Consider the following 14772-nt stretch of genomic DNA (forward strand, 5'->3'; position numbering starts at 1 on the left):
CGTCGTGAGACAGTTCGGTCCCTATCCGTCGCGGGCGTTGGAAATTTGAGAGGAGCTGTCCTTAGTACGAGAGGACCGGGATGGACTTACCGCTGGTGTACCAGTTGTTCTGCCAAGGGCATTGCTGGGTAGCTATGTAGGGAAGGGATAAACGCTGAAAGCATCTAAGTGTGAAGCCCACCTCAAGATGAGATTTCCCATTTCTTTAAGAAAGTAAGATCCCTGAGAGATGATCAGGTAGATAGGTCAGGAGTGGAAGTACAGTGATGTATGGAGCGGACTGATACTAATCGATCGAGGACTTAACCAAAATAAAATGAAAAACTCGGAGAGTTTCTTACTGATACTTCAAATCCAGTTTTGAGTGAACAAGATTTACTCAAAGATAGATAACACCAAGTGTGGTGGCGATGGCGAGAAGGATACACCTGTAACCATGCCGAACACAGAAGTTAAGCTTCTTAGCGCCGATTGTAGTGAGGGGTTGCCCCTTGTGAGAGTAGGACGCCGCCACGCTGGTATTATTATTCCGGCATAGCTCAGTTGGTAGTAGCGCATGACTGTTAATCATGATGTCGTAGGTTCGAGTCCTACTGCCGGAGTTCTTGAAACACAACAGATCCTGTTGTGTTTTTTTGTTGTTTTTGAAAGAAATGGTTCTTTGTTAATATGGAATACGGGATATGCCTCCTTTAGGGGCGTGGAAAAGCTAAGCAATCGATCAATCATCATTGCTTCAGTAAGAAATGGGTATTTAGGTGCTCGGAAACTTTTCCATTTTTTATATCCATAGTGGTTAATGTTTGTACGATTTTTTTAGCAGAAAGCGCCAGTTCTTTTTCAGTTTTTCTGCATGGCTTTACTGTCCTGCTTTACGCAGTTCATTCATTTCACGGATACGCAACTCATTGAAAGCTTGATTCACGTGTTTGCTAATATGAAACCGATCAATCACTACTTTCGCATTTGGCAGAACGCGTTTAGTGAGCTGGAAGTAGGCGGCGTTCCTGTCTGTGACTAAGAATTTTACTTCTTTTGGATTGGTGCAGCCTAAGAAATAGTTTGTTAATCGAGGTAATTTACGCATAGGTAAGATATCAATTAAGTTACCTGTTTCTCCATCCGCGCAAATAAAGATCATTTTATCTTTTATGGAAGTGTGGGAACGAAATTCATCAACCAATCAACCATCCATACTTTGGGGAGAATCCTCTTAGTGGGCTTTGGTAAATAGCTTTTAAACTCTTTCAATATACGAATAACGACAGTCAAAGATACCTGACAACTTTTCACATTAAAAGATAAAGAGACTTTTTCAGTCAGTAAAGAAGCAATTTTATATCTGACAGGATCCGCAATTGAATGTCTTGGGCGGACAAAATAGCTTTGAGCAGTCCAATGGGGACGACAGTTTTACAGGTATAGCGTTGCTTTTTTAAGCGTATAATCATTGGCATAGGATCGTATTGTTCAAAGCGGACAATGATTTCCTTCTTTCCATTTTTCAACACAATTGCTTTCCCATTTCCATCTACCACAGTAGAACCACAACTTCTACAGGCACGAGGATCAGGTGAGAGAATAGCATGAATGATCAATGTCTTTTCTTTATGAAAGATCTCGTAAGAGAACTCAGTAATCATCAAATTTTTATCTATTAATCTCAGCATTTTTTTGATAGAATCATTCATATAGCATATCGTCCTCTCAGTTGTTTATTTTGTGGTGATTTAATCATACTAGAGAACGATATGCTTTTTTAACATAAATTGTAGAGCCAAAGAAATCAATAAGCTCAAACATCCTGGAGAAATAAAAAAAGACAACGTTGAAGTAACGCTGTCTTACAAAAAGCCACTTGACGGGCTTGAACCGTCGACCTCTTCCTTACCATGGAAGCGCTCTACCAGCTGAGCTAAAGCGGCATTTTTACTACCTAAATAGGATAACTAATTTATGGTCATTTGTCAATAACTTTTCTCTTTGAACAGACAACATTTAAAAGAAATTGAGTTGTTTTTCACAAATATAAAATAACGATGGTTAATTAGTAATTATTTAAAAATTCGAAAAAAAGTATTGCGTTATATGATGAAAATTGATATTATATTTATGTAATTTGATTCCGGCATAGCTCAGTTGGTAGTAGCGCATGACTGTTAATCATGATGTCGTAGGTTCGAGTCCTACTGCCGGAGTAATACAAAAAGTCTAGGAGAGTTCTCTTAGACTTTTTTTGTTTTCCAACGGAAATACGCAAATTGAATCGCATGATTGTTCTGAATTTTCAGAATAGAACGTTGTAATTCAAAGGGTTAAAGAGTAAAATGGAGATATATTTTCAATCGGGAAGGATGATTAAATGAACGCGATTACACCAGATATGACAAAAAAATTTGCCGATCAATTTCAAACGAATAAAAAGCAGCAAGCCTTACAAAATGCTGTTGTAAAAAATGGGATCACAGCTTCAGCAGAAAATATTGCTTCACATACAAAAAACACACCGGTATTTTCTGTAGATCTAGCGACTGGGAAAGTCTCAAACCAAAAACAATCTGGCCGTTGCTGGATGTTTGCGGCGTTGAATACATTCCGTCACAAATTGTTGAATCAATTCCACTTGAAAGAATTTGAATTATCCCAAAATTATACTTTCTTTTGGGATAAATACGAGAAAGCAAACTATTTTTATGAAAATATTCTTGCAACTGGTAATGAAGCATTAGACAGTCGTAAAGTCGCTTTTTTACTAGCTGTTCCCCAACAAGATGGTGGACAATGGGATATGATCGTATCATTATTCCAAAAATATGGTGTCGTACCAAAATCAGTGATGCCAGAAAGCGCGAATAGCTCAAATTCTCGTGATTTGAATAACTATTTAAACAAATTATTGCGTAAAGACGCCGTTAAACTACGTCAATTAGTGGCAGAAGGAAAAACAAATGAAGAGATCCAAGTAGAAAAAGAAAAGATGTTAGCTGGGATCTATCAATTTCTAACAACTTCTTTAGGTACTCCACCAACTGAATTTGATTTTGAGTATCGAGACGAAGAAAAAAATTACCATATCGATCAACAATTGACTCCGCAAATGTTTTACGATAAATATATTGGTGTAAATTTGGATGATTATGTAAGTATCATCAATGCACCGACGGCAGACAAGCCTTACGATCGCTCTTATACGGTTGAAATGTTAGGGAATGTTGTGGGAGGAAAAGAAGTCAAATATCTTAATGTCGATATGACAACGTTCAAAAATTTAGCGATTGCTCAATTGGAACAAGGAGAATCTGTGTGGTTTGGGTGTGATGTTGGTCAATCTTCTACAAGAGATAGTGGCATCATGGCAACAGACGTTTATGAGATGGATGAATTATTTGATTTAGATTTTTCTATGACGAAAGCGGAGCGTTTGGATCATGGAGAAAGCTTGATGACTCACGCGATGGTCTTGACTGGTGTCGATTTAGTTGATGGAAAATCAACGAAATGGAAAGTCGAAAACAGCTGGGGAGAAAAAGTCGGAGATAAAGGGTTTTTTGTGATGAGTGACGAGTGGATGGATGAATATACGTATCAAATCGTTGTCCGCAAAGATTTATTGACGGAAGAACAGCTAGCCGCATTTAATGCTGAACCAATTTTATTAGCTCCTTGGGACCCAATGGGGGCATTAGCTTAATTTCAATATCAATCAAAACAGATACAGAGACTTGATAGTTTTCTGTATCTGTTTTTTGTTAATTTCTTGATTTCAGGATTTTATAAATACCTGTGTTATACTTTAAAATGATATAGGAGTTGTTGCGGGCGTGCTTGATCGATGAATCATCGATCTTGTGAAATAGCAAGGAGGAGTGAAAATGGATATCCAAGAAGTGTTAACAGAGATTCGTTTGAGTGGTAAGGTGATACCGATTACTGGGGGAGATGTGAATCAAAACTATCGAATTGAAGAACAGCAAAAATCCTATTTTCTAAAAATCCATCCTCATGTGACCAAACGTTTTTTTGAAGCAGAAGTGGATGGTCTGAAAGAGCTTGCACCACATGTACGAGTACCTGAAACTTATATGTTAGGCGAAACAAATGAAGGTGCCTATCTATTGATGGAATGGATTGAACCAGGGAAAGGTGATCCTCGAGAACTGGCAAAAGACTTAGTAAAAATCCATCGTTCAACTGCACCACAGTTTGGTTTTCGCAAGGACAATTATCTAGGGAGTTTACCACAGCTCAATACATTTGAAGAAGATTGGTGGACCTTCTTTTTCAAAAATCGCTTGGAGGCTCAAATCGACATAGCGGAGAAAAACAATCGATGGAATGAAACACGTGAAAAAGAGTATCAGCGGTTAAAAAAAGAACTACTAAATCGTGGCGATCATCGGAAGATTACGCCTAGCCTCTTGCATGGAGATTTATGGAGTGGTAATGTTTTCTATGACAGGCAAGGAAGACCAGTGTTTATCGATCCAGCAGTTTCTTATGGGAATCGCGAACAAGATATTGCGATGAGTCAGTTGTTCGGTGGCTTTCGTCCTGAATTCCTGGAAGCTTACCAAGAAAGCTGGCCATTGGAAGAGGGCTGGGAGAGTCGTTTACCACTCTATCAACTCTATTACTTGTTGGCGCATCTCAATATGTTTGGAGAGAGTTATGGGACACAGGTCGATCATATATTAATGAAGAAGTAATTGGAGGTTTTCTTTTGGCACAAAAATATACAAAAAAACATGAAGTATCTTATTATGAATGTGATATCAACAAAACAATGACTTTTCCGTCCATGCTGGGTGTGGTCATCAAGACTTCGGAAGAACAAAGTGATCATTTAGGCCGAGGAACAGACTTTGTCAGTAGCTTTGGCTTGACTTGGGTAATCACGAACTATTCGATGAACATCAATCGTTTGCCTCATGTCGGTGAAAAAATCGATGTTACCACACAAGCGATGCAGTATAATAAATTCTTTTGTTATCGTAATTTTTGGATTCATGATGAGGAAGGAAATGAATTAGTTGAAATCGAATCAGTATTTGTTTTGATGGATCTAGTGAACCGTAAGATGAGTAGTGTGAATGAAGAAATCATTGCACCTTTTGAAAGTGAAAAAATCAAGAAAATCAAACGACAAGAAAAAATCGAGCCAATCGAATCGGGCTTGATGTTGCCATATCGTGTGCGATTTTATGATATTGACAGCAATCAACATGTGAACAATGCGATGTACTTCAACTGGATCATTGATGTTTTAGGTTACGATTTTTTGACAACACATACACCTAAACATGTGTTGATCCGTTTTGATAAAGAAGTTGAATATGGCAATGAGATCGAGAGTCATTATGAACAAACGGTATCTGGAACAGAGGTAAAAACGAGACATGAGATCAGAATGCAAGAGCAACTTTATTGTGCAGCAAATATCTTATGGGAGAAAAATGAAGAAACAAAATAAATCGAGTGAGATAAGATTGTAAGGTATTTACTTCGATAAATAAGCGCGAAAAACCGAAAATTGTTCTTCCAATTTTTGGTTTTTCGCGCTTATTTCTGAAGGAGTTTCATTTGGAACTCCGTTTAACAATGATGTGTTTGTAGCTTCTATTGAGTTTTCAATATGATGAGACGTACAAGCTCTGTATTACTCAATTTGATTTCTATTGTGTCATAAATTTGATCAACTGTTCTTCTGACAAGCCACCGTTAATGGCAATCAAAAGTTTTATTCTAGCTTTTTGGCTATTGATACTATTACAAAAAATAACGCCCATACTTGCGAGTTCTTTTCCGCCACCCTCGTAATCATAGACGGGTTCAGCGATTCCGTTGAAACAACGAGAAACCAAGACTACTGGTATTTTTTGGATCAAGAGTTTCTTTAATGCTGTTAATGCCTGCGGAGGCAGGTTCCCAGCGCCTAAAGCTTCAATGACCAGACCGTCGACTTTCGAATGGGCAAGTGCTTCTAATAAATCACCTTGCATACCCGCATAGGCTTTGACGATTGGGATCGTTCCTTTGACTGATGCGATATCTAGTCTTTGCGCTTCAAGTAATTCTTGCATAAACAATATACGATTTTTAGTGATCAAACCGATTGGTCCTAACGTAGGAGTACGAAAAGTAGCAACATTAGTCGTGTGGGTTTTAGTGACATAGCGTGCTGAGTGGATCTCATCGTTCATCACCACCAAAACACCTTTGTCTTTTGCTTCATCACAACTTGCTACCCGGATCGCACTTTCAAAATTATATAGACCATCGCTACCTAACTCATTACTTGAACGCATCGCTCCTGTTAAGACGATCGGTAATTTATCACCAATCGTTGAGTCTAGAAAAAATGCTGTTTCTTCCAACGTATCTGTCCCATGGGTGATCACGACACCTTGGATGTCAGAAAGAACGGCTTGATTGATTCTTTCTTTAAGTTGTAACATATGTTTAGGCATGATGTGCGGGGAAGGAAGATTAAAGATATCTTCCATGATCAAATCAACATTTTCTGGAATCGTTACTTCTGCATCTAATAGTGGGTTAGCCACATCTGGACTTACGCCACCTGTTAAAGAATTTTCTTTCATGGCAATCGTGCCGCCTGTGTGTAAGATAAGAATTTTTTTCATTTTCAGAACTTCCTCACGAATAATTTTGCATAGGGTTTCTAGCTTATTGTATACTATATAAAAGAGTTTTGCTATGAATGAATCAAACGGAACAACTTGGGAACAAAGATAAAATGAATTTAAACGAATGGAAGTGATTCGTCGTGATCAAAATTGGCTTGACATCATTTAAAGAACATGACAAATTAACAGGAAAAAAAAATAATACTCTTTACGATTATGCGAGTGTCCTTTCATTCGTCGAATTAGATACCGCCTATTATGGTATCCCAAGAAAGTCCTCTGTGGAGAAGTGGGTGAGTGAAGTACCAGCATCTTTTCGCTTCGTGATGAAAGCTTACCAAGGAATCAGTGGTCAAGGCAACTGGCAGAAGTATTATCAATCCGAAGAAGAGATGATTGAACGCTTTTTAGATGTGATGGCACCGATGAGCGAGTCAGGAAAACTCTTTTGTTTTTTAGTTCAATTCCCTGCTTCATTTAAATGCACCAAAGAAAATGTTGCCTATTTAAGAAAACTAAGAAAATGGTTCAATGGCTATCCGGTAGCTATTGAGTTACGTGACTATTCTTGGTACAGCGACCAATTTCTGTCACGCACGAGACAGTTTATGACTCGTGCGATGTTTTCCTTAGCAATCATTGATGAGCCACAATTACTGAATACGACGATTCCTTTCGATCCTTATGTGACAAATACGGATTTTACCCTTTTCCGTTTTCATGGAAGAAATGGGCAAGGTTGGCAAGCAAATGATCAGGATTGGCGAAAAAAAAGAACGTTGTATCGCTATTCTGAAGAAGAATTACAGGAATTAGCAGCAGCCATCAAAAAAGTAGACGGTGTAACAAAACATGTTGGGGTGATCTTCAATAATAACTCTGGTGGAGATGCGGCTGAAAATGCTTTGGCATTACAAAAAATCTTAGGAATCGAACCAGATGAGCTTAACCCAAAACAAATCGATTTGTTTTGAAGATCTGGCTTTTGTAACCACTCTATATAAAAAGTAGCAAGCACGCCTTACCAATAAGAAATGAAACTGTTCAACTAGGAATTTTTACTAAATAATAATCGGAAGAGGTGATGGAACGACATGATCAAAGCAGTTTTTTTTGATATCGATGGCACATTAGTCAACAACCAGGCAAAAGCGTTGGCTTCAACTAAATATGCGATTGATCAACTACAAAAAAAAGGCATATTATGCGGTGTTGCCACTGGGCGCAGCCCTGTAAGAATGAAAGAAGTGATCGATGAACTTGAACTAGACATGTTCGTCGTCTACAATGGTCAATTAGTCTTTGACCGTAATCAAACGATCGTCGACCATCCTTTTGATAAAACAGTATTAGCGGATATCGTTCACTTTTCGGATGCCCATCACCGACAAATCATTTTTGGTGGGCGAGATCAACTAGATGGTTCAACGACAATGATGCTAGGACAATCGATCATCATCAAAAAAATCGTCAATCACTTACCCAAAAAATTCCCTGTACGTCTGTTAAAAAAAATCTTGCAAGTGTTCAGTCCTCATCGACAACGAAAACGATATGAAACATTAGCGATCTTGAACGAGCCAATTTATCAATGTATTTTATTGAGCCAAACATCTGAGCAAGAAAAGCTTGACCAACGATTCCCAGAGTGTTCGTTCCAACGTTCCAATCCTTATACGGTCGATATTATTCCTAAAGGGGGGTCAAAATTGTTAGGAATCCAACAATTTGCGACAAATAAAGGAATTGCATTGTCCGAAATCATGGCGTTTGGCGATCATTACAATGATGTTGAAATGCTAAAAGGAGTTGGAATTGGTGTTGCAATGGGCAATGCGCCAACTGGTGTGAAGCAGCAAGCTGATTTTGTCACGGCTTCGAATGAAGAGGATGGTATTTATAAAGGTTTGAAGCATTTTGGGATAGTTGATTGAATGTGTGTCAGTTAGGAGGACTAGAATCATTATGGAGCCAGAAACACCTTATCAAAAAGTAGAACGATTCCATCGGACGTTCGATCCAAGAATACCAGAGCAACCCACTGCATTTACAAAAAAACATGCCGATGACCGAGCAGGATTCAAAATCGAAGAGTTAGTAGAATTTGTGGCAGCAGCAAGTGACGGTGATGCGAAAAAATTGCATGATTCCGTCCAATACTTGCATGATGCACTTGATCAAGCAGAAAAAAAGATTCTCAAAAAACAGGCATGGGGAGAGGAAAGTCTCGTCGAGCAAGTAGATGCACTGACCGATTTGCTTTATTTTACGTATGGCTCTTTTTCTTTGCTGGGCGTTGATCCTACGAGGATTTTTGATATTGTCCATCAAGCGAATATGGGAAAACTGTTTCCAGATGGAAAACCTCACTACGATCCTGTTACAAACAAAGTATTGAAGCCAGACAATTGGCAAAAGGATTATGCCCCTGAAGAAAGGATCGCAAAGGAAATCAAGGAACAAATGAAGAAGGCAGAGCGAGTAAAATTTGCCGAAGAAAATTCTTCAACGAGTCTTTGATAAGGTCTTCTCATTTTAGTTGGTAGAAAGAGAGCAAAAAAGATTTTTTATGTAGGTAGTGTATGACTGAACATAGTATGTTATAATATAAAATAGATGTCTTTTTGCACGAAAGACGTATTTACAATGTTATGCAAATCAGATTCGTCTGATCATAAACAAATAGAGACAGTAGATGCATATTGAAAACGGAGGAACCTTAAATGGGAAATAATGTTATCATCGGGATCGTCATTGCAATCATTATAGTCGCCATTCTGGCTTTTTTGGTTAGTTACGTAATGAAGAAAAAAAACCAAGATCGATTGGACGTCTTAGAAAAACGCAAGGAAGAATTATTCGACTTGCCTGTGATTGAAGAAGTTGACGATGTCAAAAAAATGCATCTAGTGGGGCAAAGCCAAAATACCTTTCGTGAATGGAGTCAAAAATGGAATGACATCTCTACCTCATCATTTGCCGAGTTAGAAAGTCAGATCTTTGAAGTTGAAAATCTCAACGAGAGCTTTAGATTCTTAAAAGGGAAAAAAGCAGTGGAAGAAGCCGAAGCAACCATGAACCAAATGGAAAAAGAAGTGGCGGAGATTCGTGACGGCTTAAAAGAATTGCGTGAAACAGAAGAACGTAATTCCTTAGCTGTTCAACAAGCTTTAGACGTTTATGAGGAGCTAAAAGCAACGATCCGAGAAGAAGAACAGCAATACGGTCCAGCTTTACCTGAGTTACAAAAGCAAGTGAAAACGATTGAAAATGAGTTTACACAATTTGTTACGTTAAATACTTCAGGTGATCCAGTTGAAGCCCGTGAAGTGCTGGATAAAGCGGAAAAACACACGTATGAAGTGGATGCGTTAATGAAAAAAATCCCGCCATTATTTGAAGATTTGAATACGACTTTCCCGGCGCAAGTGGAAGAGATCCAAGAGACCTATGACCGCTTAATCAAAGAGGAGTATGTTTTTCCAGAAGAAAACCTGTCTGGCGATATCGAAACGATCAATCGTCGAATCGAACGTTCGTTGATCAATATTGAGAAAACGGAAGTTGAAACTGTTGAATTTGAAAATCGTGAAACGGCTAATCTGATCGATGCATTATACGATATTTTAGAACGTGAGATGGAAGCACAAGTATTTGTGACTAAAAATCAAGTAACGATCGAACAATATATCAAACATGCGACGAAAAACAATCGTCAATTGTTGATCGAATTAGATCATACCGCTCAAAGTTATACATTGAACCATAACGAAATCGGGCGTGTACGTGGTTTCCAAACAGAAGTGGAAGAAATCGAACGTCAAAACGAACAAATCAAACCACAGTTACAACAACATGAAGTGCCTTACTCAGAAGTAAGAACGTTCTATAAGAAAGTCTTCAAAGTATTAGAAGATATTGAAAACCAACAGGTTGAAATCAGCGATTCTTTACACGAACTAAGAAAAGGTGAAAAAGAAGCGCAAGAAAAAATCGATACATTCGAATTTAAATTGCGCAGTCTTAAACGGTTTATTGAAAAACAACGATTACCAGGTTTGCCAAATGATTATCTAGAGTTTTTCTTTGTGGCAACAGAACGTATCGAAGAATTGAGTACTGTGTTGAATAAAATCAGAGTCAACATGGATGAGGTCGAACGTCTGGTAGCATTATGTGAAGAAGATCTAGAGTTACTTGATAAGAAAACCCACGACCTAGTGGATGCAGCAGCATTAACCGAGCAAATGTTGCAATATGCGAACCGTTATCGTCACACACATGAAGAAGTGAAAGAAGCCATTGAAAAGAGTTATTACTTATTCAATAAAGAATATCACTATCAAGAGGCTTTGGATGAGATCGGCACAGCATTAGAGCGCACAGAACCAGGTGCATTCAAACGAATCGAAGATTTTTACTTCAATCATCCTGATTTAGTATAATCCTGCGATCAAAAAAGACAACACAGGCAAGTGCCAAGTGTTGTCTTTTTTTGGAAGTCATTGATGAGTAACTGTTGGGCAGGGAATATATTGATTCGATCGATTTTTTTATAGAGTCCAACTCGGAGAAAACGCCACTTGAAAGCACAAGGGACAACCGTTATAATAGGTAAGAATTTCAAAAAAAGAAGGTTTAAATATGATATATTTCGATAATAGTGCGACAACACCGATCTATCCGCAAAGTTTGGATGCGTATGTCAAAACAAGTCAACGGATCATCGGGAATCCATCAAGTCTACACGATTTAGGCAATCAGGCGAACCGTCTGCTACAACAAGCGAGAAAACAAATCGCTAAACTGATTGCTGTGTCTCCAGAAGAAGTGTATTTCACGTCAGGTGGAACAGAAGGAAATAACTGGGTGCTTAAAGGAACGATGCTTGAAAAACTAGGTTACGGTAACCACATGATCATATCAGGCGTTGAACATCCTGCTGTCAGTGAAACAGCTGAGCAGTTAAAAAAACTAGGTATCGAAGTGAGTATTGCTCCTGTCGATAAAAGAGGGATCGTCCGCGTAGCTGAGTTGAAAAAATTAGTGCGTAAAGAAACGATTTTGGTTTCCGTTATGGCAGTAAATAATGAAGTAGGTGCGATTCAACCAATCAAAGAAATCAGTAGTTTTTTAAATGATTTTCCTAAAATCCATTTCCATGTGGATGCGGTACAAGCGATTGGTAAAGTTCCTTTAGAGGAATGGTTGACTGAACGTGTGGATTTTGCCACTTTTTCTGCCCATAAATTTCACGGGCCACGTGGTGTTGGTTTTGTTTATTGGAAAAAAGGCCGACGGTTAGCACCGCTGTTCACTGGAGGCGGACAAGAGAAAAATCAACGGAGTGGAACAGAGAATGTGCCGGGGATCGTCGCGATGGCAAAAGCTCTGCGTTTAGCTCTAGATATCAAAGCACAAAAACCAAACCAAACTGCCTATCTTAAACAAGCATTGATTGAAGCTTTACATACGTATGATAAAGTAACGATTTTTTCTGAAGGTGAAGATTACGCACCACATATTTTGTGTTTTTCATTAAAAGGTATTCGTGGTGAGGTATTGGTCCATGCATTAGAAGAAAAACAAATATTTGTCTCTACGACAAGCGCTTGTTCTTCTAGAAAGCACCTAGCAAGTAGTACGCTGCATGCGATGCAAGTGCCCAATGATTTAGCTACTTCAGCGATTCGTGTCAGCTTAGATGAAAGCAATACGATGGCAGAAGTCGAACAATTCATGATCATCTTTAAACAGTTGTACAAGAAATTTTCAGTCATCAATTAAGAAACAGAGGAGTGTTGTTGTGAAGTACAGTGAAATCATGGTTCGCTATGGTGAACTTTCAACAAAAGGAAAAAATCGTCGAAGTTTTATTATGCAGTTAGCACAAAATGTCAGACAGGCATTGAGCAATTTTCCTGAAATCAAGATCCACGCAGAGCGTGATCGGATGCATCTTTTGTTGAATGGTGTAGACGGAGACTTAGTTATCCCTAAATTAGCGAAGATATTTGGGATCCAAAACTTTTCACCTAGCGTGCGAGTAGAAAAAGAAGTACAAAGTTTAAAACAAGCGGTTCAGGAAATCATGCAAGAAATCTATACAGGAAAAGAAACATTCAAGATCATTGCAAAACGTAGTGATCATAGCTTTGAATTGGACAGCAATGAACTAAACCAAGCATTAGGAAATGCAGTCATCGATGTTTTTCCGGATATCCAAGTACAAATGAGAAAGCCAGATATTGCGTTGCGTGTGGAAATCCGCCGAGATGGTGCTTATCTTTCCTATGAAACGATCAAAGGAGCTGGCGGTCTGCCTGTCGGTACAAGTGGAAAAGGTATGTTGATGCTTTCTGGAGGGATCGATTCTCCAGTTGCCGGTTATTATGCCATGAAACGTGGGGTAGAAATTGAAGCTGTCCACTTTGCTAGTCCACCTTACACGAGTGAACAAGCCTTGCAAAAAGCGAAAGACTTAACAGTGAAGCTGACACCCTATGTTGGTAAAATCGAATTTATCGAAGTACCGTTTACAGAAGTGCAAGAAGAGATCAAACGAGTGGTGCCCCAAGGCTACTGGATGACGATCACACGTCGGATGATGCTTTGTTTAACAGATGAGATCCGCCGTATTCGTCATGGACTAGTAATTTTAAATGGTGAATCATTAGGGCAGGTGGCTTCCCAAACACTCCAAAGTATGGTGGCAATCAATGAGGTCACGAATACGCCGATCATTCGTCCTGTAGCGACGATGGATAAATTAGAGATTATCGAAGTGGCTGAACAAATCAATACGTTTGATTTGTCCATTCAACCATTTGAAGATTGCTGCACGATTTTTGCACCGCCACAGCCCAAAACTCGTCCACGACTAGAAAAAGTACATCAATACGAAGAACGTTTGGATATCGATGGGATGATCGAACGTGCATTGGCAGGATTAAAGATCGAAACGATCCACACAGAAACAGCAAAAGAACAAGTAAAAGAATTTTCTGATTTACTTTAAAAGAAGGAACTTGTACTTCTTGTACGAGTCGATCATTTGTAATAAAAGATCCAGTCTCAAGAAGTAGACAAGTGAAAGAGGACGAGACAATTGTTGAGCCTCGAGAAATCAGGCGCCATCCACGAAAATTGTATGTCAAATTTTGTGGATGGTGCCTGATTTTTCTTGTTTTTCACGGAGTTAAGCTTCCTCCTATTGCGAGGTTCTTTGTTCCATGCTAAACTAAAATTATGTGAAATGATTAACAAGGAGAAACGATATGCGAGAAAAATCAGAAACGTTACCCAAAGCAACAGCGAAACGGTTGCCTTTATATTTGCGCTATTTAAATATGTTGAATGATTCTGGTGTTCAAAGAATCAAATCAAATGAATTTAGTGAGATCACACAAGTACCTTCTGCCACGATTCGTAGAGATTTTTCTCATTTAGGAGAATTAGGACGAAGCGGCTATGGGTACGATGTTCCGTATTTGATTGAAGTATTTGATCGAATTTTGAACACAGAGGAAGAAAAAAGAATCGCTTTAGTTGGTTTTGGGAATTTAGGAAAAGCATTGAAACACAACAATTTTAGAAGAAATGCAAATTTGAATATTGTTTGTGTATTTGACAATGATCCAGCCATCGTCGGAAAAGAAATCGAAGGTGTGATGGTTTATCCTATGGATCGCTTTAGTGAAATCGTTGAAAAAGAAGGAATCAAAGTGGCGATATCAACTGTGCCAAGTAAGTATTCACAAGCAGCCATCGACGAAATCGTCAAAGGAGGCATTACTGCGATCTTGAACTTTGCGCCAGATCGGGTCAATGTTCCGCCACATGTTCATATGCAATACATCGATCTGACAACTGAGCTACAGACATTGATCTATTTTGATGAAAATTATTCGCAAGTCTTTCCTTCCAAGTAAAAACTAAGTGGGAAGATCATACCCAAGTGGAGTCTTTATATGAATCGAACAGCGATTCATTAAGAGCTTTTATTGACTTTGGCTACTAACCATTGTAAAATGAGTCAAGATGTTGATCAAGAGGAGTAACTAGTCCGACGTTTAGAGAGAGAGAACGAATGGTGGAACGTTCTTAACGAAAGCTAGTGAAGGTAGCT

11 protein-coding genes, 3 tRNA genes, 2 rRNA genes, 1 pseudogene and 1 other annotated feature (2 of these 18 only partly in view) are annotated in these 14772 nt (G+C 38.7%); of the genes and pseudogenes, 14 read left to right on the plus strand and 3 right to left on the minus strand.

From position 1 onward, the window contains the following. The 3 genes from CYK55_RS03655 to CYK55_RS03665 all read left to right on the plus strand — a co-directional run. Positions 1–310, plus strand: a 23S ribosomal RNA gene (locus tag CYK55_RS03655) (it extends 2605 nt beyond the left edge of the window). A 90-nt stretch (positions 311–400) separates the two neighbouring features. After that, positions 401–516: ribosomal RNA gene (gene rrf, locus CYK55_RS03660) — 5S ribosomal RNA — on the plus strand. A gap of 12 nt (positions 517–528) precedes the next feature. Beyond that, positions 529–602 (plus strand) — tRNA-Asn (locus CYK55_RS03665). Between the two features lie 40 nt (positions 603–642). Here the strand turns inward: CYK55_RS03665 and CYK55_RS03670 are convergent. Continuing rightward, positions 643–1691: pseudogene (locus CYK55_RS03670) on the minus strand (ISL3 family transposase); the annotation flags it as partial. Between the two features lie 161 nt (positions 1692–1852). Then, positions 1853–1925 (minus strand) — tRNA-Thr (locus tag CYK55_RS03675). 199 nt (positions 1926–2124) lie between these two features. On the opposite strand from CYK55_RS03675, the gene CYK55_RS03680 reads away from it, so the two are divergent. The 4 genes from CYK55_RS03680 to CYK55_RS03695 all read left to right on the plus strand — a co-directional run bounded on the left by CYK55_RS03680 (position 2125) and on the right by CYK55_RS03695 (position 5470). Continuing rightward, positions 2125–2198, plus strand: a tRNA-Asn gene (locus tag CYK55_RS03680). Between the two features lie 164 nt (positions 2199–2362). Then, positions 2363–3691, plus strand: coding sequence for an aminopeptidase C (locus CYK55_RS03685; protein ID WP_023519252.1), 1329 nt, complete (start codon positions 2363–2365; stop codon positions 3689–3691). A 181-nt stretch (positions 3692–3872) separates the two neighbouring features. Further along, positions 3873–4706 (plus strand): fructosamine kinase family protein, encoded by an 834-nt coding sequence (locus tag CYK55_RS03690; RefSeq protein ID WP_034689123.1) that lies wholly within the window; start codon positions 3873–3875, stop codon positions 4704–4706. Between the two features lie 14 nt (positions 4707–4720). Continuing rightward, entirely contained in the window at positions 4721–5470 is a 750-nt protein-coding gene (locus CYK55_RS03695) for an acyl-ACP thioesterase domain-containing protein (RefSeq protein WP_010736089.1), read from the plus strand. Positions 5471–5672: 202 nt separating this feature from the next. Here CYK55_RS03695 and CYK55_RS03700 read toward each other — a convergent pair whose 3' ends face one another. Next, positions 5673–6641: an asparaginase gene (locus CYK55_RS03700; RefSeq protein WP_010736088.1), complete on the minus strand. Its 969-nt coding sequence runs from the start codon at positions 6639–6641 to the stop codon at positions 5673–5675. 143 nt (positions 6642–6784) lie between these two features. Here CYK55_RS03700 and CYK55_RS03705 point away from each other — a divergent pair, with 143 nt between their 5' ends. From CYK55_RS03705 to CYK55_RS03735, 7 genes are all read left to right on the plus strand, one after another. Next, positions 6785–7618 carry a DUF72 domain-containing protein gene (locus CYK55_RS03705; protein ID WP_126133962.1) on the plus strand — a complete coding sequence of 278 codons (834 nt, stop codon included), beginning with the start codon at positions 6785–6787 and terminating at the stop codon, positions 7616–7618. A 120-nt stretch (positions 7619–7738) separates the two neighbouring features. Beyond that, positions 7739–8578 carry a Cof-type HAD-IIB family hydrolase gene (locus CYK55_RS03710; RefSeq protein WP_034689119.1) on the plus strand — a complete coding sequence of 280 codons (840 nt, stop codon included), beginning with the start codon at positions 7739–7741 and terminating at the stop codon, positions 8576–8578. A 31-nt stretch (positions 8579–8609) separates the two neighbouring features. Continuing rightward, on the plus strand, positions 8610–9164 hold the full coding sequence (locus CYK55_RS03715) for an HAD family hydrolase (protein WP_126133963.1): 555 nt from the start codon (positions 8610–8612) through the stop codon (positions 9162–9164). 203 nt (positions 9165–9367) lie between these two features. After that, a complete protein-coding gene (locus CYK55_RS03720) occupies positions 9368–11089 on the plus strand; it encodes a septation ring formation regulator EzrA (RefSeq protein ID WP_126133964.1) in 1722 nt (573 codons plus the stop codon). A gap of 199 nt (positions 11090–11288) precedes the next feature. Further along, a complete protein-coding gene (locus CYK55_RS03725) occupies positions 11289–12431 on the plus strand; it encodes a cysteine desulfurase family protein (protein ID WP_126133965.1) in 1143 nt (380 codons plus the stop codon). A 19-nt stretch (positions 12432–12450) separates the two neighbouring features. Further along, positions 12451–13662 (plus strand): tRNA uracil 4-sulfurtransferase ThiI, encoded by a 1212-nt coding sequence (thiI, locus tag CYK55_RS03730; protein WP_126133966.1) that lies wholly within the window; start codon positions 12451–12453, stop codon positions 13660–13662. Positions 13663–13921: 259 nt separating this feature from the next. Continuing rightward, positions 13922–14575 (plus strand): redox-sensing transcriptional repressor Rex, encoded by a 654-nt coding sequence (locus CYK55_RS03735; RefSeq protein WP_010736081.1) that lies wholly within the window; start codon positions 13922–13924, stop codon positions 14573–14575. Positions 14576–14678: 103 nt separating this feature from the next. Continuing rightward, positions 14679–14772: a binding site (T-box leader), on the plus strand (it continues 119 nt past the right edge of the window).

The sequence above is a fragment of the Enterococcus mundtii genome (genome assembly GCF_003957375.1).
In the GTDB taxonomy this organism is placed as follows: Bacteria; Bacillota; Bacilli; order Lactobacillales; family Enterococcaceae; genus Enterococcus_B; species Enterococcus_B spodopteracolus.

What these genes read in the sequence shown, in the direction of transcription:
- CYK55_RS03710 (WP_034689119.1), top strand. Translation starts at nt 7,739, where the DNA reads ATGATCAAAGCAGTTTTTTTTGATATCGATGGCACATTAGTCAACAAC.
- CYK55_RS03715 (WP_126133963.1), top strand. Translation starts at nt 8,610, where the DNA reads ATGGAGCCAGAAACACCTTATCAAAAAGTAGAACGATTCCATCGGACG.
- CYK55_RS03690 (WP_034689123.1), top strand. Translation starts at nt 3,873, where the DNA reads ATGGATATCCAAGAAGTGTTAACAGAGATTCGTTTGAGTGGTAAGGTG.
- CYK55_RS03725 (WP_126133965.1), top strand. Translation starts at nt 11,289, where the DNA reads ATGATATATTTCGATAATAGTGCGACAACACCGATCTATCCGCAAAGT.
- CYK55_RS03700 (WP_010736088.1), bottom strand. Translation starts at nt 6,641, where the DNA reads ATGAAAAAAATTCTTATCTTACACACAGGCGGCACGATTGCCATGAAA.
- CYK55_RS03685 (WP_023519252.1), top strand. Translation starts at nt 2,363, where the DNA reads ATGAACGCGATTACACCAGATATGACAAAAAAATTTGCCGATCAATTT.
- CYK55_RS03720 (WP_126133964.1), top strand. Translation starts at nt 9,368, where the DNA reads ATGGGAAATAATGTTATCATCGGGATCGTCATTGCAATCATTATAGTC.
- CYK55_RS03735 (WP_010736081.1), top strand. Translation starts at nt 13,922, where the DNA reads ATGCGAGAAAAATCAGAAACGTTACCCAAAGCAACAGCGAAACGGTTG.